Consider the following 20,983-nt stretch of genomic DNA (forward strand, 5'->3'; position numbering starts at 1 on the left):
ATGAGAGAAAATAAGTTATTGATTCTTAAAAAAACATCCAAATAAATATTGATGAACAAACATCTAAAAGTGAGGATGGATAAATGGAAGAGTTAATTTCGGTAATCGTTCCAATCTATAATGTTCAAAATTATCTTCCAAAATGTTTAGACTCGATTATAGAACAGACGTATCAAAACTTAGAAATCATTTTAGTTAACGATGGTTCCCCAGATAGATGTCCAGAATTATGTGAAGAATATGCATCGAGAGATAAAAGAATTAAAGTGGTTCATCAAGCAAATAAAGGTTTATCCGCAGCTAGAAATACTGGGGTGGAAATTGCAAATGGAGATTTCATCTGTTTTGTAGATTCTGATGATTATATTCATCCACAGATGTATGAAATCTTATACAAAAATGCAAAGAAAAATGATGCGGATATCTCAATATGTAATTTTCTTAGAGTGTTGGAAAATCAAAATCATAACTATAATACCGATTCCTACCACAGCAATAAAATAAAAGAATCAATATTTACTTGTGATAGTCGTGAAGCACTTAGTAATTTATATAATAGTGATTTGCAATGGATCACTTTAGTTGCATGGAATAAATTATTTAAAAAGGAATTGTTTAATGGAATCCGGTTTAAAGTGGGAAAAATTCATGAGGATGATTTTATTATGTACCACTTATTGGATGAAGTAAATACAGTCGTATATACAACTATCCCATTATATTATTATCTCCAAAGGAATACTAGCATTACAGGAGAGAAATTTAATTTAAAAAGGCTCGATAAGCTGGAGGCTTTAGAGGAAAGAATAATTTATTTTAAAGGTAAAGGATACTCTGAACTGTATGATAAAGCATATGAACATTATTTAAGTTTATTAATTACTTTTTACTACTTGCTCAAGAGGTTTTGTCCCGAGGAGAGAGATTCCTATGAGGATTTGAGGAATAAATTTATGGAAGTATATAGGCATCGAGGCAATGTAACTTTTAGTAAAAACCAAAAAGTTAAATGTGCTCTTTTCAATATAAATCCACATTTATCTAAGATGGTAGCAGCAATTTGGAATAGAGGATCTATGTTACACGGATATATATCTAATAAGAATTGATATATAAAGCAATAACAAAAAACGCAACACTTTGAAGCTATACGAATTTAATAATGAACATCAAAGCTTGAAGGAAATCCATGAATTAATTTAAGTAAAATAATCAGAAAAAAGGTGATTTTTTGAAAGGAATTATTTTAGCAGGTGGTTCGGGAACTCGTTTATATCCGCTGACAAAAGCTATTTCTAAACAAATTTTACCTATATATGACAAGCCAATGATTTACTATCCATTATCAGTCTTAATGTTAGCTGGGATAAGGGAGATATTAATTATTTCAACTCAAAGAGATATCGATGTGTTTCATGAGCTGCTAGAAGATGGAAGCCATCTAGGTATGACAATTGAATATGCTGTACAAGAAAAACCAAATGGTCTGGCTGAAGCATTTATAATTGGTGAAGAATTTATTGGTGATTCACCTGTAGCTTTAGTTTTAGGAGATAACATCTTTTATGGGTCAGATTTTGGAAATAGAGTACAGGAAGCTGCCTCCTTAATAAAAGGAGGTATTATTTTTGGCTGTTTCGTAAAAGATCCAAGAGATTATGGTGTGATTGAGGTAGATGAATATGAGAATCCTGTTTCCATTGAAGAGAAGCCAGATAATCCAAAGTCAACTTATGCTGTCCCAGGCTTATATTTCTTTGATAATAATGTTGTACAGATAGCTAAAAAGGTAAAACCATCTGCTCGAGGTGAACTTGAAATTACATCAATTATTGAGGAATACCTTACTAGAGGAGAGCTAAAAGTACAATTATTAGGAAGAGGATTAGCGTGGCTTGATACCGGAACAAATGAATCCCTTTTGGAAGCTTCAAATTTTGTTGAAGCCATTCAAAAACGTCAGGGATTATATGTGGCATGTATTGAGGAAATTGCTTTTCGAAGGGGATATATATCAAGAATGCAATTGTTAGAGTTAGCACGTCCTTTTTTGAAAACAGACTATGGAAAATATCTATTGGAAGTAGTTGACGATAAGAGTAAAGCAGTTCAATAACTGTTTTTTTTTAGAATGGGAGGTGAGGAAATATCGTGAATATTCTTATCACAGGAGGAGCAGGATTTATTGGTTCGAATTTTATTAAATACATGCTGAATCATTATGACTATACCATTATCAATATGGATTCCTTAACTTATGCTGGGAATTTGAAGAATTTACAAGAAATAGAAGATGATCATAACTATCGATTTGTAAAAGGGGATATATGTAATCGTGGTTTGTTAGATAAACTATTTATCAAATATGACATTGATGCTGTCATAAATTTTGCTGCAGAATCGCATGTGGATCGAAGTATAGAAGACCCTGAAGTTTTTTTGAAAACGAATGTTTTAGGAACCCAGGCATTATTGGATGCGGCAAAAAACCATTGGAAGGAAAGTAACTCTTGTAAGCAAAGTAGAACATTCAAATCAGGTGTCAAATTTATTCAAATTTCTACTGATGAGGTATATGGAACATTAGGCGAGGAAGGTTATTTTACTGAACAAACAAATTTAGCTCCAAACAGCCCATATTCGGCATCGAAAGCAGCTGCAGATATGATGGTAAGAGCTTATTATGAAACGTATCGTTTACCGATCAACATTACAAGATGTTCAAATAATTATGGACCCTATCAGTTTCCAGAAAAGCTAATTCCATTAATGGTTTATCATGCACTTCAAGATAAATCGCTTCCAGTTTACGGAGATGGTAAACAAATACGAGATTGGCTTCATGTTCATGATCATTGTAGAGCGATTGATATGATATTCCATAAAGGCAAAATAGGTGAAATATACAATATAGGTGGAAATAATGAAAAAGAAAATATTGAGGTTGTAAAACTTATTCTCCGTTACTTAGGAAAAAGTGATGCTTTAATAAAATTTGTAAAGGATCGTCAAGGACATGACAGAAGATATGCCATCGATCATTCCAAAATAACAAATGAATTAGGGTGGACACCTTCTTATACGTTTGATGATGGTATTAAGCATACGATCAATTGGTATATAGAAAATAAATTATGGTAAGAAGAGATATTTTAGTTAGCTAACAATTTAGGAAAATACAAGGAGTTGTTAGAATGAAAATGATTGGTGTTATTCCAGCTAGATATAATTCTTCAAGATTCCCAGGTAAACCTTTAGCTGATATTTGTGGAAAGCCAATGATTTGGTGGGTTCATAATCAATTGAAAATGGTCCAAGAATTAGATGAAGTTTTCGTAGCAACAGATGATGTGCGAATTGAAAATGTCTGTAAGGATCTTGGAATTAAAACAATAATGACCTCAACTAACCATAAAACTCATTTAGATAGACTTTTTGAAGTTTCCACAAAAGTCGAGGCAGATTTTTATATTAATGTAAATGGTGATGAGCCATTAATTGAAAGTGATGCAATCAAGAAAATAATTCCAAAAGATATTGATCCCAATTCATTATTTGTTGCAAATCTTATGACAGAATTAAAAAATCCCTTAGAGGCGGTAGATTTTTCTAAGATAAAGATTGCTACAGATGTGAATGAATATGCGTTGTACATGGCGCGAAGTCCAATTCCATACCCAAAAGGAACATACAATTTTGTATATAAGAAATTTGTTGGAGTTCAATGTTTTACAAAAAGTGCTTTAGAATTCTGCTATACAGCTAAAAGAGGGCCTTTAGAGACAGCTGAGGATATTGATGAGTTTAGGTTTTTGGAAAATGGCCAAAAAATAAAATTTATTGATGCCATTGTTGAAACGTTATCAGTAGATACTCCAAAAGATTTGGAAGCAGTAAAATTGAAAATAAAAAATCAAGTAGGCAATCAGGAATTTATTTATGAGTAAAATAATGATTCTCGACTGCACACTTCGTGACGGCGGTTATATAAACGATTGGAAATTTGGGGAACGAACAATAAAAAAAGTGATATTAAATTTATCTAAATCTAGAATTGATATTATTGAATGCGGATTTTTGGAAGAAAAGGATTTTGATAAGAATAAGACTATATTTAATAGCGTTGAAAGAATAAGAGAATATATTGATCCTAAAAATGAAAATGTCATGTATGTAGGAATGATCGCACAACCTTATATTTCTATTGATAAGATTTCTGAATGTGATGGTAAATCAATAGACGGTATACGGGTAACTTTTCATGAAAATGAAATAGAAGAAGCATTGATTTATGGGAAGCTCTTAAAGGAAAAGGGGTATAAGGTATTTATACAGCCGGTCGGCACAACCAGTTATTCCGATTCTAATTTGTTAAAGCTCACACAAAAAGTGAATAATTTGAAGCCTTATGCTTTTTACTTGGTAGATACCTTGGGGATTATGTATAAAAATGACCTTCTTAGAATGTTTCATCTTCTAGACAATAATTTGGATGAATCAATAGTTATTGGATTTCATTCACATAATAATCTTCAATTGTCTTTTTCGAATGCACAGGAACTATTGATGCTGCATACAAAAAGAAAGATGATAATCGATTCCTCCGTTTTTGGTATGGGAAGAGGAGCAGGAAACCTATGTACAGAATTGATTACACATTACATTAATAAAAATATAGAACATAAATATGACATCATCCCTTTATTAGAGATCGTTGATGAGCATTTAAGTAATAATTTTAATGAGACGAAATGGGGTTATTCTATTCCATATTACCTTGCAGCCATCAATCAATGCCATCCAAATTACGCCTCAAATTTATTGAATAAACAGACCATTTCGGTAAAGGCAATAAATGCAATTTTGAAGCAAATACCAATAGAAAAAAGGGATATTTATGATCAATACTTTATAGAAGAATTATATATAAAATATCAAAGCCACTATGTAAATGATTCCGAGAATCTTAATATTCTAAGTGATATGGTGTTTGATAGGAAGATTCTCGTCATAGCACCTGGAAAATCCATTGACCTGCAAAAGAATAAAATCAATGATTTTATTAAAATAAATAACCCTTTTGTTTTATGTGTTAATTTTATTCCACAATTATTTAGGGTAGATGCTGTGTTTATTAGTAACTTAAAGCGATTTCGCAGCCTATCAAACGTTAATACTTTGACACCAGAAAACACTTCTGTAATTACGACCTCCAATATAGCTAAGTCAAATGAGTATTCACCAATCGTCATTAATTATTCAGATTTACTTATTGAAAATTCCATTATTACTGATAATGCTGGCTTAATGCTGATCAACCTATTAAATCGTTTATCAATTAAATGTGTATATTTAGCAGGTTTTGATGGATTTAGCCTAGATAAGAGTGCCAACTATTATTCATCTGAAATAATCAATAATGCGGAAATTCAAGAACTTGTGAAGAAAAATGAGGCTATCAGTGAATATTTAACCACAATAAGTCGGGAAATGGATATCCATTTTATTACATCAACTGTATACAGCGATGTTATTGAACTGCAAAATAGAAATATGGTGGAATTATGAAATATTCTACGATAATTTTTGATTTGGATGGTACGTTACTTGATACTTCTCAGGGAATTATGGAGTGTGCAAATTATACAGCAAATAAAATGGGAATTCACAAGTTAACAGTTGATCAGCAAAAAAGTTTTATAGGTCCCCCACTAATGGATTCTTTTATTAACGTATGTGGTTTTTCTGAAAACGAAGCAAAGAAAGCAGTTAATTTATATCGGGAGAGATATAAAGAAAAAGGAATCTTCGAAGCAAATCATTATGATCAAATAAAAGAACTGCTTATATTAATTAATGAAAAAAAATGTAAAGCAGCTGTTGCTACTCTTAAAAGGGATGATTTTGCCAAGAAAATAATAAATCATTTTGGATTATCACCATATTTTCATACCATTCATGGCACTGATGATGAAGATGCACATAATAAGTCTGACATTATATTGATGTGTTTAAAAGAGATTGAACAAGTTGATTTGTCTGAAGTAGTTATGATTGGTGATAGTATTTATGATGCTATTGGCGCTGAGCAATTAAATATTGATTTTATTGCTGTAACATATGGGTATGGATTTAAAAATAAAGAAGATGCTAGTCGAATTAAGAATGTTTTTATTGCAGAAAAGGTCAATGATATCATTAAATATTTATATTTTTAAGTGCATATTAATGATAAAGCCTTGCAGGGGTATTTTCTGTAAGGCTTTTTGCATTATAAGGAGGTTGTTTTGATAAATACAGGTCGATCTATTAGTAGATTTATATATAAATTAATACGATTTATCGATGATCGATTTATTTGTAAGTTCATTCTTAAATTAAGAAAATACATTCCTGCATTTGAGAGGTTTATTAAGTATGTAGAATATAGCAGGGGCTTATATAGATATCCGAATAAAATGATAGGACGCAATGTCATAATTAATCCAGTAAATCAAAAGACAGACGTTCTTGTCTTTGCTGCTCACCCTGATGATGACGTATTAGGTTTAGGTACTACTTTATATCGTCATGGTTTGAATGGTGACAAAATTAATGTCGTTTTTGTTACGAATGGAACTGCAGGAGCCGGAGAAAGTTGGTACAGGAAAACTAATATATCGAATAAAAGGGCTAACTTAAGATATAAAGAAGCTATACAAGCTTTATCGCAAATTAATATAGCTGAAGAAAATATATATTGTTTAGGATTTCCGGATGGAGGTAGCCAGAGGTATTTAGAAACAATTTCAACTGATATTTCGATGTTGCTTCAAAATTTGAATCCACAGCTAGTATATGTTCATTGTATTGAAGGAGGACATATTGATCATGATATAACGAGTTTTGTTGTTAAGTCGATCTGCAACAAAATAGGCTATACAAATGTGTTTGAGTATGCAGAATATAATCATACACAGCCTATTGGAACCAGGGATATAAAATTTTTGCCGAGTTCATCCAATAGTTCTGAGGAAATAATCATTAATATTACAGAAGAAGAGCGGAATCTAAAAAGAAAGATGTTAGCCTTTCATCATTCACAAGGTGTTGAAAAGTACTATATACAAGGAGAAGCTATACGCAAAGCGAATATTACCAGGTCTGAATTAGAACTATATGAACACTGTCAAATCTCTAAAAGAGGCTTATCATCAATTATTAAAAGATTTTATAATTCCATGTCTATTTAAATATTCATGACAAGATATGACAAAATGCTTCTAGGGAATATCTCTAGGGGCTTTTTTTTATATGGGATTCACTAGGAGGTTGATTATGACGATTTCTGTATTATTGGGAGTATTAGAGCATCAAGAAGTAATAGAAAAAGTTAAAAATCAGTTATTGGATGAAGTGGAATTGATTGGATACAAATGTAAAAATGCGATAGAGCTTGGATGTACGATTTTTTTTATGGGAAATGGAGGCAGTGCTGCTGATAGTCAGCATTTAGCCGCTGAGCTTGTTGGCAGATTCTATAAAGAAAGAAAAGGATTACCCGCTATTGCATTAACCACTGATACATCTATCCTTACAGCTGTCGGAAATGATTATGGGTATGAAGAGGTATTTAGTAGACAGATTGAAGCACTAACAAAACCAAATGATATTGTATTTGGCCTTTCCACATCAGGAAATAGTTCAAATATTATCAAAGCCATAGATAAGGCGAAAAAATCTGGTGCTATTACAATTGGGTTAACTGGTAATGATGGTGGCCAGTTAAAAGAAATTTGTGACCATTGTCTTATTATTCCCTCAAATAATACAGCTAGAATTCAGGAAGCTCATATATTAATAGGACATATAATTTGCGAAATTATTGATGAGGGTTTTTAACATGATAAAGAATGGCCAATATCTTATTCAATTATTTAAAACCAATGTACAAAATTGTCATGTACTTGTTATTGGAGATGTCATGTTAGATAAATATTATTTTGGCGAGATGAAGAGGATATCCCCAGAGGCCCCTGTCCCTATTGTAAATAAAAAAGATGAAATGACAACACTAGGTGGAGCAGCGAACGTAGCAAATAACTTAGTACAACTTGGGTGTAAAGTGTCTCTTGTTGGAGCAGTTGGTAACGATCAAGGTGGAAATGAGTTTTTTGATCTATTAAAGCTTCAGGGGATTGACAGTTCAGGAATCATTATTGATGATCGATGCACAACGATAAAGACAAGGGTAATGAGCGGGAACCAACAAGTTCTTAGAATTGACCATGAAGTAAAAATGAATATTTCTGATTTAGCCATTAAGCACCTTGAAAGCTGGCTTGTACAAAAACTAAAAAAAGATCATATTACCTCCATCATTATTTCTGATTATGAAAAAGGTTTTTGCCGAAAAGAAATTTGTCAAAAGGTAATCACTTTGGCCAATCAATTGGAAATCCCAATTATCATTGATCCTAAAGGGAATAAATGGGATAAATATCAAAATGCAACGGTAGTTACCCCTAATATGACAGAACTAAGTAATATTTTAGGAGCTGAAATACCGAACACAAATGAAGTTATGTATAGATATGGACCTTTACTAAGGAAAAAATATGCTTTAGATTATCTGCTAGTAACAAGGTCTGGAAAGGGAATGAGTTTAATTGGGGAGGATGAAATAACTCATATCTTTACGCTAGCTAAAGAGGTTTTTGATGTATCTGGCGCTGGAGATACTGTTGTCTCTACATTAGCAGCCTTTTTAGGAATTGGAGCCCGAATGGACGATGCTGTAAATATTTCTAATCTAGCTGCGGGAATTGTAGTTGGAAAAGTAGGAACATATGCTGTACAAGATGATGAATTACTTATGCAGCTCGAATTCTTAAGTGAAAACAAAAATAAACTATCAAGCAAGGTATTTTTTAATGAAGAATATAAGCAGGTAATTAGTAATTGGAGAAGGGAAGGTAAAAAGATTATTTTCACTAATGGTTGTTTTGACATTCTCCATATTGGCCATGCCACCTATCTGAAAAAAGCTAAACAATTAGGAGACAAACTAGTTATAGGTCTGAATAGTGATCATTCGGTGAAAAGATTAAAAGGGCCATCTAGGCCAATAGTTAATGAGAACGATCGGGCAAAAATGTTAACATTCTTTGAATTTGTGGATGCAGTCATCATCTTTAATGAAGATACACCGCTTAATCTCATTTCTGAAATAAGACCAGATATTCTAGTGAAAGGAGGAGATTATAAAGCGAAGGAAGTGGTGGGCAGAGAATTTGCTAGTAAAACGGAAATAATTTCTTTTGTGGACGGATATTCTACATCCGATATAATCGATAAAATTTCGAATTAGGATGTTTTAATAAAAGTCCTTAGGGAGATGTTAATATTTATGAAGGAACGTGGAAATAGAAAGTTGAAGTTTTTGGATAAATTTATTGGGATCCCGTTAATTTTTATTCTAGGTTTATTTAAATTAAAGAAACGAATAATTACCAAACATCCTCAGAATATTATAATCGTAATGATTGCAGCTATAGGAGATACAATACTGCTATCTTCTATTATTAAAGAAATAAAACATCTCTATCCAAGCGTCAATATTACACTTGTTTGTTCAAATGGGAATATTCAAGCCGCCAAAAATATACCTCATATCAATCAGATCATTAAATTTGATATGTCAAGTTTATTGGGTAGTTTATTTCTATTAAGAAAACAGGAGGCTTATGATTTATTACTAGACTTTGGAACATGGTCTAGATTAAATTCTTTAATATCGTATGTCATCAAAGCGAAATTTAAAGTTGGGTTCATGAGGAAAAATATGTTTAGACATTATATATATGATAGGACGGTAAATCATGTTGATCATATACATGAATTAGAGAATTATAGGAATTTATTAAGAATGATAGATAATCGGTTATTAGAATTGAAACCTGACTATTTGATTAACTCAGAAAGTATAAATAAAATTAGAGCGATATTAAACACAAATCAGAAATATATTATTTTTCATATGTTTGCATCTGGTTCACATAAAGAAAAAAAAGAATGGCCAAAGTCATCTTGGCTGGAGCTGGCTGAACGATTAAATGAAGAAAGTTATAAAATCATCTTAACCGGTGGAAAGCAAGATAGTGAATTTGCAAATGCGTTGGCCCAAAAAGTGAATGGGGTAAATGGTACAAATTGTGTTTCATTGGCAGGAAAGATTTCTTTAGAAGAAACGGCCGGATTAATAAAAGAAGTAGGTACTATTGTGACAGTTAACACTGGAATTATGCATCTGGCAGCAACGGTGGATTCAACGAGTATAATTGCAATACATGGGCCAACGTCCCCTTTAAGATGGGGACCAATATCTGAGAAATCGGTTATTCTGACTCCAGCTATTAAGTGTGACAATCTTCTTAGTTTAGGATTTGAAAGACATGATTGTATTATTGAAAATGGTTGTATATCAACAATTAAAGTGGATGATGTATACAAGGCAGTAAAAAATAATTCCAGTGCAGAAATAGGTGACAACCTTGCGAAAGCCGGCAGTTTTTTTTGATCGAGATGGTGTGTTAAATAGAGATTTTGGATATGTTTATATGCCGAAAGATTTTAAATGGATTCCCGGTGCCGTTAAAACAATAAAACACTTAAAAGATAAAGGATACACTGTTATCGTTATAACAAATCAGTCTGGAATTGCAAGAGGGTACTATACAGAAGAGAATGTAGAGGACCTTCATCAATGGATAAATGATGGGCTGTTTCATAAGCATAATGTGCAAATTGATTCCTTTTACTACTGTCCACATCATCCAACTGTTGGTTTGGGTCATTATAAAACTGATTGTGAATGTCGAAAGCCAAGACCAGGATTAATCATGAAAGCACTAGCTGAGTTTAACATTGATAGCAGGAGTAGCTATTTTATAGGTGATAAAGATACTGATATGGAAGCGGCTGCAGCTGCTGGAATTAAAGGCTTTAAATTTAGATCTGAAAATTTATTTAACTTTATGATTCAACATCGAATTTTATAGATAATGGTAATTTTAATTTTTTATAAGGAATATAGAAGAGCGGTGGGTCCCGTTTATTTTAAAAAAATATACCATTTAAAAATCCGTAACCTGAAACGGGTAGGGCTGCTTGATGATAACTAGGAAAAAATACTTTATTGGAAATTTTTTTGTTATTTCAAAGCCCAATAAAAGGAGTATAAAATGGTATGAATTTTTTTAAGAGAATATATAAAATATTATCCCGAGAAGGATTCCTTTATTTATTTAAAAAAACAATTGTATACAAAAAAAACAGGGATCTCGAAAAGTTTATGGCCCAAAAGCGATGGGATAAAGCTGTAATTGTTGCTGAAAACTTAGTTAAAATTTTTCCTGATAAACTAGAATACTATCAGCGTTTATCCAGATGTTTTACTATGCAAGGTAATGATGAATTAGCTTCTTATACATTATATAAAGGCTTAAAATTAATCATAAATCCGGAGAAAGTAATTGAGAGATTGAAATGGGATATTGATTCTAATTCCTCGATGAAATCAAACTACGTATATATGGGCGGAGAGCAAAATTTAGCTTGCATTGAACATATCAAAATAGTAAATGGTGAAGTTAGAAAGTATTTAACGAAAATTTCGACAATCTCAGGATATGAAAGAGAGAAAAATTTTTATTTGGAAATTTATAATACTTATAAGCAAATAAGAGAAATTACCCCGAAATTGATCAATTTTATAGAAATTAGTGCGGATAACTTAGCCTTAATTACAATGGAAGAAATTGAGGGTACTGAACCTGTATTGGATATGAAAACAATTAAGAAAGCAATAAAAGCAAATAAATCAATAACCTCTATAAAATATAGTGAAATTAAAAATTTAATTCCAATAACAGATGAAGAACTTTCAATATATGGTTACAAAAATCCTAACCATCCAATATATTTTATAAATTCTTTTGTTTCAATTCATAAAAAATCCACAAACGAACAGCTTTTCCACCTAATATATAAAAAAATGAAGGCGAAAAGATACTCACCCACTTCATATATTTTAATGAAACGTCTTGAAAAAATTATAATTGATTATGAATTATATAATCAATTCAACCCAGATTTGCATTATAGTCTACAACATGGCGATTTTTATGATTACAATATGTTGGTAGAGAAGGAGACAAATAAACTCTATATTCTCGATTGGGGAAGTATGAGGGTTGGCCCTTCTTGGGGTGACTTAGCCGGACTTTTTGGGCAATTAAAGCTGCCGTTTTATCAAATAAATGAATTATATTTAATAGATTTAGATACTAGTTATTATCTCGATAAAGTTGAAAAGTTATTTTTCATATATACACTCATTGTTACTTGGTTTATTGTTTTTACTAGAAATGAATTCGAAGAAAAGCAAAATCTTTTTCTGCTTCCAGCCATTGAAGAAGTCGAAGCGATGGCTATAGAAATGATTGCTAATGAGAAATTTATTCGACAAAAAGTAATTAGGTATGAATAATTTGGGTCCTTATAACAAAAGTCATTCCTTAAAGAAAGTCACTATGTCTTACTCACGACATAGTGACTTTTTTTCATTTATTTATGAACATAACGAAATGAGGGAAGATAATGAAAATCCTTGTCACTGGCGGCGCGGGATATATTGGCACTCATACATGTGTTGAGCTTCTCCAGGCTGGATATGAGGTTGTTGTCGCTGATAATTTTTCAAATAGTAAACCTGCAGCATTAAGAAAAGTAAGGGAGGTCACTGGAAAAGATTTTATCACTTATGAAATTGATATAAAGGATCAAGCATCATTAACAACTATTTTCTCCGAACAGGATATTGAAGCGGTCATTCATTTTGCTGGTCTAAAAGCTGTGGGTGAATCGGTTGAGGTCCCTCTTCGTTATTATCAAAACAATATTTCGGGAACGATTAATTTATGTGAAGTGATGGAGCAATTTAATGTGAAGAAGCTTGTGTTCAGCTCTTCAGCAACCGTTTATGGGCTTTTGGAGCGTGTTCCATTTTGCGAAAATGATCCGCTTCAAGCGACAAATCCATATGGCCAAACAAAGTTAATATGTGAACAAATGCTCCAAGATTTATTTATTTCTGATCGTGCTTGGGGAATTGCTTTGCTGCGGTATTTTAACCCTGTTGGTGCTCATGGGAGCGGCATTATTGGCGAGGACCCTAATGGGATCCCGAACAATCTATTTCCATATATGAGCCAAGTGGCGGTAGGGAAATTGGCTGAACTAAGCGTGTTCGGAAATGATTATGATACACATGATGGAACAGGGGTAAGGGATTATATTCATGTCGTTGATTTAGCTAGTGGCCATTTAAAGGCACTGGAGAGGATATTGCATCGGACTGGTGTGCACACGTATAATCTTGGCACGGGAAAAGGATATAGTGTCTTGGAGATGATTCGTGCATTTGAAAATGCATCGAGTAGGGAAATTCCATATAAAATTGTTAAAAGAAGAGCTGGAGATATCGCCGTTAGTTATGCCGATCCAACGAAAGCGAAAAGAGAATTGAGGTGGTCCACGGAAAGAGACATCGATGACATGTGTAAGGATACGTGGCAGTGGCAAGTAAAGAATCCAAATGGATTTGAGATGACGGAATAAGCTGCGAAAGTAACCTAAAATAGAACAAACGGATGGACAAATTAGCCCATCCGTTTTTCTGATTAAAACTTTGAAGTAAAATCCTATTTCACCCCATTAGCCCTATGCGCCAACCTACTCGACGCAGCCGCCGCAATCGCCCCAACAATATCATCCAAAAAAGTATGAACCATCCCTGAGGATTTATCATTCAAATCTTTTAAAATCCCGGGCTTTAATTTATCGATATAGCCAAAGTTTGTAAATCCAATCGATCCATATACATTCACAATGGATAATGCCAATACCTCGTCCACGCCATACAGGCCTTCATCAATTTCGATGACGTGCTGAAGTGGTTCTAATAGCTGTTTCTTTTCAGCAAGCATATCGAGCTGGATGCCAGTTAAGACGGCGTTTTGGACTTCCCTTTTGGAGAGGACACGTTCTACATTTTCAATGCAAACGGACATTTGTAAATCGGGATGATACTTTTCTTGGAGGAAAAAGACTAAATCCGCAATATCTTGAATTGTGACTCCTCGTTCCTGCAGCCATTTGCGCGCTGTTTGCTCAATCAAATCTACACGTTTTTCTTCATTCATCGGCTCCACCTTTTTCCTGTTAGTTTCAATATATATATAACCTATTTATCAAAATTATTCCATCTTCTCTGTTGTCGGACATCCTCCTCAGCATTTCCTGCCTGCGGTTAGTTATTCAAGAAAAGCACAAGTTTTGCTGTTGCCCTACATATATTTTCGTTAAAGGGATTCATTACTGATAAGGAGGCATGAGATGTTAAAGCTTCTTAAAACGCAATACGGGCTGCAGGCTGAAGATGAGGTTAGGATAGGAAAGTATCAAGCATACAGGAAGCAAGAAGAAATTTATATACTTGTCCCAATCAACGGAATGGAGGATGACGAGCTTAGTGAACTAAATATGCTTACAGACCATTTAGTTCAGACTGGTGAAAAATATTGCAGTACGTTCCTAAAGACAAAGGAAGGAAAGCAATTTAGTGAATGGGAAAATGGAAGATATTGTGTTCTTATGAATAAGCAAGTACAAAATCGAAAGTTACAGCGAAGCGGCAGAAAGCTTGCAAAGTTTCATTATAGGGGAAGAACCGTTTCGTTTCCCGTAAAGAAGATCAGCAGGATTGGCCAGTGGAAGCAATTATGGGAAACGAGATTGGACCAAATGGAAAAAGTGTGGAATGAAATGCTCTTTCAACAGCCAGAGCATGAAGTTGACCGGATGTTTTTGGAATCGTTTCCTTATTATAGGGGGATCGCCGAAAACGCGATTCAATATTTAGTGGACACAGAAATGGACGATAACCCAGGGGCAATTGATAGCGGGACGGTTTGTCATATACGATTCACGGAAAAAACATGGGACCATTCTTATTATATAAAAAATCCATTTGATTGGGTTTTTGATCATTCTTCAAGAGATCTTGCTGAATGGACAAGAGAGAAATATTTCCGCAATATTAAAACATACGAACCGGAGCTTCGGCAATTTATGAGGGATTATCAAAGCATTGTCCCACTAACCTCTTTCTCCTGGAGACTGTTTTTTGCCCGCTTGTTATTTCCGCTTCATTATTTTTATTGCATTGAAACCTATTACGGGGCATCGTCAGAGCAGGAGAAAAAAGTATTGGAGGAAAGATTGCATAAGTTTCTGCAGCAATCCAATGAGCACGAGCGCTTTTTAGGGAGCTTCTATGACTTTGCGGAAGTGCCTGTACAAAAGTTAAGAATTCCCATCATCGGATGGCTGAAAAAATAATGAATTATTCATTGTCCAAATGAAATTTTCTAAGCGACTTTATTTCGAGTCGTTTTTTTTTTTTAAAACTAAATTGTCGTTGGCTTAATTGAACAAGCCTTGATGTACGGAGTAATCACCAGCACAGAGAAATGAAGCCAACGACATTTACATTCTAGTTGGGAGTAGACACTCATAAATGTTTTTAATAAAAAATTTCTGTAAATCCGAAACAGTAAGCGATTACATACAAATTTATCTGAAAATAACTATTGTAAAAAAGAAAATTTCCCTCTATAATGTCTACTATACAAATACAAATGTACATACAGAATGAACAATTCGGGAGGGGAATGAGAGTGAAAGCAATCTCAATCGGTTTATTAGGATTAGGAACGGTTGGTTCTGGTGTTATCACCATTATTGAAAATCATCAGGATAAGCTTATGCATCAAATTGGCTGTCCCGTAAAAGTGAAGAAGATCCTTGTAAAGGATTTAAATAAAGCAAGATCAGTGGAAATAGCTGCGGACAAGTTAACGACAGATCCGGAAGATATTATTAATGACCCTGAAATTGATGTCATTATTGAAGTAATGGGCGGGACCGGAGAAACGAAAAATTATATTACAAAGGCTTTGAAAAATCGAAAGCATGTCGTAACGGCTAACAAAGATTTAATGGCTTTACACGGCTCTGAACTTTTGAAGGTTGCATCAGAGCATGACTGTGATCTGTTTTACGAGGCGAGTGTTGGCGGCGGAATTCCGATTTTAAGAAGCCTTGTAGATGGGTTGGCTTCAGATAGAATTACGAAAATGATGGGGATTGTGAACGGAACAACGAACTTTATCTTAACGAAAATGAGCAAGAATGGCAGTGCATATGAGGATGTTCTAAAGGAAGCTCAGGAACTAGGCTATGCGGAGGCTGATCCGACCTCTGATGTTGAGGGGTTAGATGCTGCAAGAAAAATGGCTATACTGGCTACGCTTGGTTTTTCCATGGAAATAGATTTAGATGATGTGAAGGCTGAGGGGATCTCTCGCATCACAGAGGAAGACCTGCAATATGGCCGCCAGCTTGGCTATACGATGAAGCTGATAGGAATGGCTGAAAGAGATGGGGATAAAGTGGCAGTCAGTGTTCAGCCGACTTTATTAGCTGACACACATCCTCTTGCATCTGTTCATGATGAATTCAATGCTGTTTACGTTCACGGAGAAGCTGTGGGTGAAACGATGTTCTATGGACCAGGAGCTGGAAGCTTGCCAACAGCAACAGCCGTCGTGTCAGATTTAGTGGCGGTTATGAAAAATATGCGTTTAGGTGTAACTGGAAAAAGCGCTGTTACTCCGCAATTCGAAAAGCAGTTAAAGGATGCAAATGAAATCTACTCGAAGTATTTCTTACGCTTGCATGTAAAAGATGAAGTAGGCGTTTTCGCAAATATTACTTCGGTATTCTCAGAGCATCATGTTAGCTTTGAAAAGATTCTTCAATTGCCGCTGAAAAATAAAGATCTTGCTGAGATCGTTTTAGTTACTCACCAGGCTTCATTACAAGATTACCAAGATATTTTAGTTAAATTAAGAGATTTACAAGCTGTTAATACAATCGAAAGCTCGTATAGAGTTGAGGGGAGCGCAAGTGTATGAGATGGGAAGGATTACTAAAAGCATATAAAGAGTATTTACCAATTAACGAAAACACACCATTACTAACATTGAATGAAGGTAATACACCATTAATTAGACTTGATAAGCTTTCTGATGAATGGGGAATTGATCTTTACGTGAAAACAGAAGGAACAAACCCGACTGGTTCGTTTAAAGACCGTGGAATGGTTATGGCTGTAGCGAAAGCGAAGGAAGAGGGCAGTGAAACCGTCATTTGTGCTTCCACAGGGAATACATCGGCAGCTGCAGCAGCTTATGCGGCACGAGCTGGCCTTCGTTGCATCGTCGTTATTCCAGAGGGGAAAATTGCGATGGGCAAGCTTGCACAGGCTGTTATGTATGGAGCAGAAATTATCTCCATTGAAGGAAACTTCGACCAAGCATTGGCAATGGTTAGAAAAATCAGTGAAACAGAGCCTATTACTCTCGTAAACTCTGTAAACCCATATCGCCTTGAAGGCCAAAAAACTGGTGCGTTTGAGATTTGTGATCAGCTTGGCGGAAAAGCACCTGATATCCTTGCACTCCCTGTCGGTAATGCAGGCAACATCAGTGCTTACTGGAAGGGCTTTAAGGAATACAATGAAGCGAAGCAAACTGGGCTTCCAAAAATGCATGGATTCGAAGCAGAAGGTTCTGCTGCGATCGTTCATAATAAAGTATTTGAAAATCCTGAAACCGTTGCTACTGCGATTCGGATCGGAAATCCTGCTAGCTGGGATTTAGCCAATGCGGCATTAGAAGAATCTAATGGGAAAATTGATGAAGTAAGTGATGAAGAAATTCTTTATATGTATAGAAAGCTCGCTTCTACAGAAGGAATTTTTGCTGAGCCGGCCTCATGCGCCTCTTTAGCTGGAATCTATAAACAACTGCGAAATGGAGAAATTCCGCAGCATTCTAGAGTGGTTGCCATCCTTACTGGGAATGGCTTGAAAGATCCGAATGTGGCAATCGAATGCAGCCCTATTAAGCCAATTGTGCTTCCTAATGATGAAGTTGCGGTGGCTGAACATATTAAGGGAGTTGTCCATGTATGAGCGAAGGTGAAATGCTCATCATTAAAGTCCCTGGTAGCTCTGCGAATTTAGGACCAGGATTTGATTCAATTGGCCTTGCCCTGAATGTATATATAACTTTACAGGTTGAAAATGCAGATCATTGGGAGATTATCCCTATTTCAGAGCACCTGAATGTTTTTCCAAAAGATGAAACGAATTATATCATCCAAATTGCGATGCAAACGGCAGAAAAATATAATCAAAAGCTGCCTGGTTGCAAGATTAGCGTAAGCAGCGATATTCCGCTTGCAAGAGGTTTAGGTTCAAGTGCCGCAGCCATTGTAGCTGGAATTGAATTAGCTGATTCACTTTGCAAACTTCAATTATCAGATCAAGAGAAATTGGAATTGGCTTCTAGAATCGAAGGGCATCCTGACAATGTCGGTGCCTCCCTTTTAGGGGGACTAATTGTCGGCTGTCAAAGAGGAGAAGAAGTAAGTGCTGAAGTCTTTAGCCATTTAGCGTTAGATGTAATCGCCGTTGTGCCGAAAGAGGAACTATTAACGAAGGAATCCCGAGGTGTGTTGCCTAGCAGCCTTTCCTATAGTGATGCTGTACAAGCGGGAGCGATCGGAAATGTTCTCATTGCCGCTCTATTTAGCAGCAACTTTGAGCTTGCTGGAAAAATGATGAAGGCGGATTTATACCATCATCCTTACAGGAAAGAGCTAGTTCCTCATATGGCCATTATTGAGGAAAAAGCAATTGACCTTGGCGCTTTTGGAGTAGCTTTGAGCGGTGCGGGTCCGACCGTGCTATGCTTAGCTGAAGAAGGCAAAGGGAAAGCTCTAGCTGAAGGGTTATCCAAGCTGTTTCCGGAAATGGATTGCCGCAGCTTGAAAATAGACCAGGCCGGCAGTCAAGTTTATACTGAATCACGAAACAGTCTTCTATGTAAATAATAAAAAAAAGCGATGTCAGACGAGACATCGCTTTTACCGTATTAAACATTAGAATACTTGTTCAACCTCTACAACACCAGGTACTTCTTCTAATAAAGCACGTTCAATACCTGCTTTAAGTGTGATTGTTGAACTTGGGCAAGTTCCGCATGCGCCTAGTAAGCGCAGTTTCACAATTCCATCCTCAACATCAACTAGTTCGCAGTCTCCTCCATCACGTAGAAGAAATGGGCGCAATTTATCTAATACTTCTTGAACTTGCTCAATCATTGTTGTTTGTTCAGGCATTTAAATCTACTCCTTTCTTTATATTTATTATAATCATTATAAGGAGAAAAATCTATTTAAAGAATTGGATTTCCGCTCAAATGCAAAATTACTAAGGTTTCTACCGTCATAATCATGTAAAATGAATATAATATTCATTTTAAGGAGGAATAGGGAATGCAAAGACAAGTGGAATTAACTATTTATGGAGCGGAGGTATTATGCCCAAGCTGTGTAAACCTTCCTTCTTCAAAGGAAACATATGAGTGGCTTCAGGCTGCACTCGGTCGAAAGTATCCAGACCAGCCTTTCACAATTACGTATGTGGACATCCACAATCCACCCGAAGAAGCTGAGAAACGGGAGTTTGCTCAAAGGGTAATTGAAGAGGATATGTTTTATCCGGTCGTCTTAATTGAAGATGAAGTAGTGGGAGAAGGCAATCCGAAGCTGAAAACCATTTATTCAGTAATGGAAAAACACGGATATAAAGCAGAATAGCAAAAATGAGCATTTCCGAAAAGGAGATGCTCATTTTTAATGCCGGCTTTCTTATCCTCTGTGAAATTTATACATCCAAAGGATTCCTGATTTAAGGAGTCTAGCAACTCGGCCTGTAATGGCTCGATCAGCAACGACACCGAATCCGTGCTTACTGCCTAAGGAGCCAAGTACACCCTTTAGCTTGATCGTTGGAAGTGATTCAGGAAGTTCCTCACCTTTCCAACGTTTCAATAGGATTTGCACTATTTGCTCAGCCTGTCCTTCAGCCAGCTGGGCACTTGGTGCATGTGGAAGGCTTGCACAATCTCCGACAACATACACATGTTCATCCCCAGGAAGGTTATGATGCTTAGTTAGAATAACACGCCCTTGAGGGTCCTTTTCAACATCCATATCACGAACGACCTTATTAGGCTGAATGCCGGCAGTCCATACGATGGCATCACATGGAACGGGCTCATCATGATTAAAAAGGACATTTTCTTCTACACGGGTAATATTAGAATGACTGACAACTTCTATCCCATGGTTGTTAAACCAGTTTTCAACATACATGCTTAATCTTTCGGGAAAGGCAGAAAGGATATGGCTCCCTCTGTCAAATAATTTAATGTTTAAATCCGAACGGCTTTCATGCAGCTCAGATGCAATTTCAACCCCGCTTAATCCAGCACCGACAATTCCAACGACAGACCCTGGAGTTAAGTTATTTAAAGCCTGGTATGTGGCTCGAGACTTTTCAATGGTTTGAATGCTTAACGTGAATTCGTCTGCACCAGGCACATTATGATATTTATCTTCACAGCCTAAACCTATAATTAAGTCATCATAATGAACCGAAGTGCCTTCAAGCAGGTCTACCTTTTTGTTAGTAAGATCAATGCCGGTGATTTCGCCAAACTTCACTTCTAGTCTTGGGTGTTCAGGATAGGCCACCCTTACATGCTGATCAGAGATTGTCCCAGCAGCTAATGCGTAATATTCTGTTTTCAAACAATGATAAGGTACTCGATCGATTAAAGTGATGGAAACATCATCTGGAAGCTGATTGGGAAGAAGACGTTCAATGGCTCGCATCCCGCCATAGCCTCCGCCCAGAATTACAAGGTTTTTCATATTGTATCCCCTTTATGTCCATTCTGAAAAAACT

Annotated in this window: 20 protein-coding genes and 1 pseudogene; 18 read left to right on the plus strand and 3 right to left on the minus strand. The window is 35.4% G+C overall.

What is annotated here, in order from left to right; translation table 11 throughout:
* Positions 1-83: 83 nt before the first annotated feature.
* The 13 genes from AR328_RS05515 to galE all read left to right on the plus strand — a co-directional run bounded on the left by AR328_RS05515 (position 84) and on the right by galE (position 13,659).
* Complete coding sequence (locus AR328_RS05515; protein ID WP_066291392.1) at positions 84-1,109, plus strand: glycosyltransferase; 1,026 nt, start codon at positions 84-86, stop codon at positions 1,107-1,109.
* A gap of 122 nt (positions 1,110-1,231) precedes the next feature.
* Positions 1,232-2,116 carry a glucose-1-phosphate thymidylyltransferase RfbA gene (rfbA, locus tag AR328_RS05520; RefSeq protein WP_066291393.1) on the plus strand — a complete coding sequence of 295 codons (885 nt, stop codon included), beginning with the start codon at positions 1,232-1,234 and terminating at the stop codon, positions 2,114-2,116.
* A 35-nt stretch (positions 2,117-2,151) separates the two neighbouring features.
* On the plus strand, positions 2,152-3,141 hold the full coding sequence (gene rfbB, locus AR328_RS05525) for a dTDP-glucose 4,6-dehydratase (protein ID WP_197414419.1): 990 nt from the start codon (positions 2,152-2,154) through the stop codon (positions 3,139-3,141).
* A gap of 53 nt (positions 3,142-3,194) precedes the next feature.
* Positions 3,195-3,947, plus strand: a complete 753-nt coding sequence (locus tag AR328_RS05530; protein ID WP_066291397.1) for a 3-deoxy-manno-octulosonate cytidylyltransferase — start codon at positions 3,195-3,197, stop codon at positions 3,945-3,947.
* Positions 3,940-5,568 carry an aldolase catalytic domain-containing protein gene (locus tag AR328_RS05535; RefSeq protein ID WP_066291398.1) on the plus strand — a complete coding sequence of 543 codons (1,629 nt, stop codon included), beginning with the start codon at positions 3,940-3,942 and terminating at the stop codon, positions 5,566-5,568. Before AR328_RS05530 ends, AR328_RS05535 begins: the two co-directional genes overlap by 8 nt.
* Positions 5,565-6,218, plus strand: coding sequence for an HAD hydrolase-like protein (locus AR328_RS05540; RefSeq protein ID WP_066291400.1), 654 nt, complete (start codon positions 5,565-5,567; stop codon positions 6,216-6,218). The genes AR328_RS05535 and AR328_RS05540 overlap by 4 nt, the downstream gene beginning before the upstream one ends.
* A 69-nt stretch (positions 6,219-6,287) precedes the next feature.
* On the plus strand, positions 6,288-7,232 hold the full coding sequence (locus AR328_RS05545; RefSeq protein ID WP_066291404.1) for a PIG-L deacetylase family protein: 945 nt from the start codon (positions 6,288-6,290) through the stop codon (positions 7,230-7,232).
* 85 nt (positions 7,233-7,317) lie between these two features.
* Complete coding sequence (locus tag AR328_RS05550; protein ID WP_066291407.1) at positions 7,318-7,881, plus strand: D-sedoheptulose 7-phosphate isomerase; 564 nt, start codon at positions 7,318-7,320, stop codon at positions 7,879-7,881.
* A gap of 1 nt (position 7,882) precedes the next feature.
* Entirely contained in the window at positions 7,883-9,349 is a 1,467-nt protein-coding gene (gene rfaE1 / locus AR328_RS05555) for a D-glycero-beta-D-manno-heptose-7-phosphate kinase (RefSeq protein ID WP_066291411.1), read from the plus strand.
* 39 nt (positions 9,350-9,388) lie between these two features.
* Positions 9,389-10,558 (plus strand): glycosyltransferase family 9 protein, encoded by a 1,170-nt coding sequence (locus tag AR328_RS05560; protein WP_066291419.1) that lies wholly within the window; start codon positions 9,389-9,391, stop codon positions 10,556-10,558.
* Between the two features lie 40 nt (positions 10,559-10,598).
* A complete protein-coding gene (locus AR328_RS05565) occupies positions 10,599-11,039 on the plus strand; it encodes a D-glycero-alpha-D-manno-heptose-1,7-bisphosphate 7-phosphatase (RefSeq protein WP_231734761.1) in 441 nt (146 codons plus the stop codon).
* A 188-nt stretch (positions 11,040-11,227) separates the two neighbouring features.
* The gene (locus AR328_RS05570) at positions 11,228-12,529 is read left to right on the plus strand and encodes a phosphotransferase (protein ID WP_066291431.1); all 1,302 of its coding nucleotides are present in this window, start codon (positions 11,228-11,230) and stop codon (positions 12,527-12,529) included.
* Between the two features lie 110 nt (positions 12,530-12,639).
* Positions 12,640-13,659, plus strand: a complete 1,020-nt coding sequence (gene galE, locus AR328_RS05575; RefSeq protein ID WP_066291433.1) for a UDP-glucose 4-epimerase GalE — start codon at positions 12,640-12,642, stop codon at positions 13,657-13,659.
* Positions 13,660-13,742: 83 nt separating this feature from the next.
* Here galE and AR328_RS05580 read toward each other — a convergent pair whose 3' ends face one another.
* Positions 13,743-14,243 (minus strand): phosphatidylglycerophosphatase A family protein, encoded by a 501-nt coding sequence (locus tag AR328_RS05580; protein ID WP_066291435.1) that lies wholly within the window; start codon positions 14,241-14,243, stop codon positions 13,743-13,745.
* A 193-nt stretch (positions 14,244-14,436) separates the two neighbouring features.
* Between AR328_RS05580 and yutH the strand changes: the two genes are divergently transcribed.
* From yutH to thrB, 4 genes are all read left to right on the plus strand, one after another.
* Entirely contained in the window at positions 14,437-15,441 is a 1,005-nt protein-coding gene (yutH, locus tag AR328_RS05585) for a spore coat putative kinase YutH (protein ID WP_066291438.1), read from the plus strand.
* 332 nt (positions 15,442-15,773) lie between these two features.
* Positions 15,774-17,078 (plus strand): homoserine dehydrogenase, encoded by a 1,305-nt coding sequence (locus AR328_RS05590; RefSeq protein WP_066291442.1) that lies wholly within the window; start codon positions 15,774-15,776, stop codon positions 17,076-17,078.
* Positions 17,075-18,139: a threonine synthase gene (gene thrC / locus AR328_RS05595; RefSeq protein WP_066291446.1), complete on the plus strand. Its 1,065-nt coding sequence runs from the start codon at positions 17,075-17,077 to the stop codon at positions 18,137-18,139. Before AR328_RS05590 ends, thrC begins: the two co-directional genes overlap by 4 nt.
* Positions 18,136-19,062, plus strand: coding sequence for a homoserine kinase (thrB, locus tag AR328_RS05600; protein WP_066291447.1), 927 nt, complete (start codon positions 18,136-18,138; stop codon positions 19,060-19,062). Before thrC ends, thrB begins: the two co-directional genes overlap by 4 nt.
* 48 nt (positions 19,063-19,110) lie before the next feature.
* Here thrB and AR328_RS05605 read toward each other — a convergent pair.
* Positions 19,111-19,406 (minus strand): annotated as a pseudogene (locus AR328_RS05605) (NifU family protein).
* A gap of 100 nt (positions 19,407-19,506) precedes the next feature.
* Between AR328_RS05605 and AR328_RS05610 the strand changes: the two are divergent.
* A complete protein-coding gene (locus tag AR328_RS05610; protein WP_066291456.1) occupies positions 19,507-19,830 on the plus strand; it encodes a YuzD family protein in 324 nt (107 codons plus the stop codon).
* A gap of 51 nt (positions 19,831-19,881) precedes the next feature.
* Here the strand turns inward: AR328_RS05610 and AR328_RS05615 are convergent, their stop codons facing one another.
* Positions 19,882-20,949 carry an NAD(P)/FAD-dependent oxidoreductase gene (locus AR328_RS05615; protein WP_066291459.1) on the minus strand — a complete coding sequence of 356 codons (1,068 nt, stop codon included), beginning with the start codon at positions 20,947-20,949 and terminating at the stop codon, positions 19,882-19,884.
* Between the last annotated feature and the right edge of the window lie 34 nt (positions 20,950-20,983).

The sequence above is a fragment of the Bacillus sp. FJAT-29937 genome, assembly GCF_001509555.1.
Taxonomy (GTDB): domain Bacteria; phylum Bacillota; class Bacilli; order Bacillales; family Cytobacillaceae; genus Cytobacillus.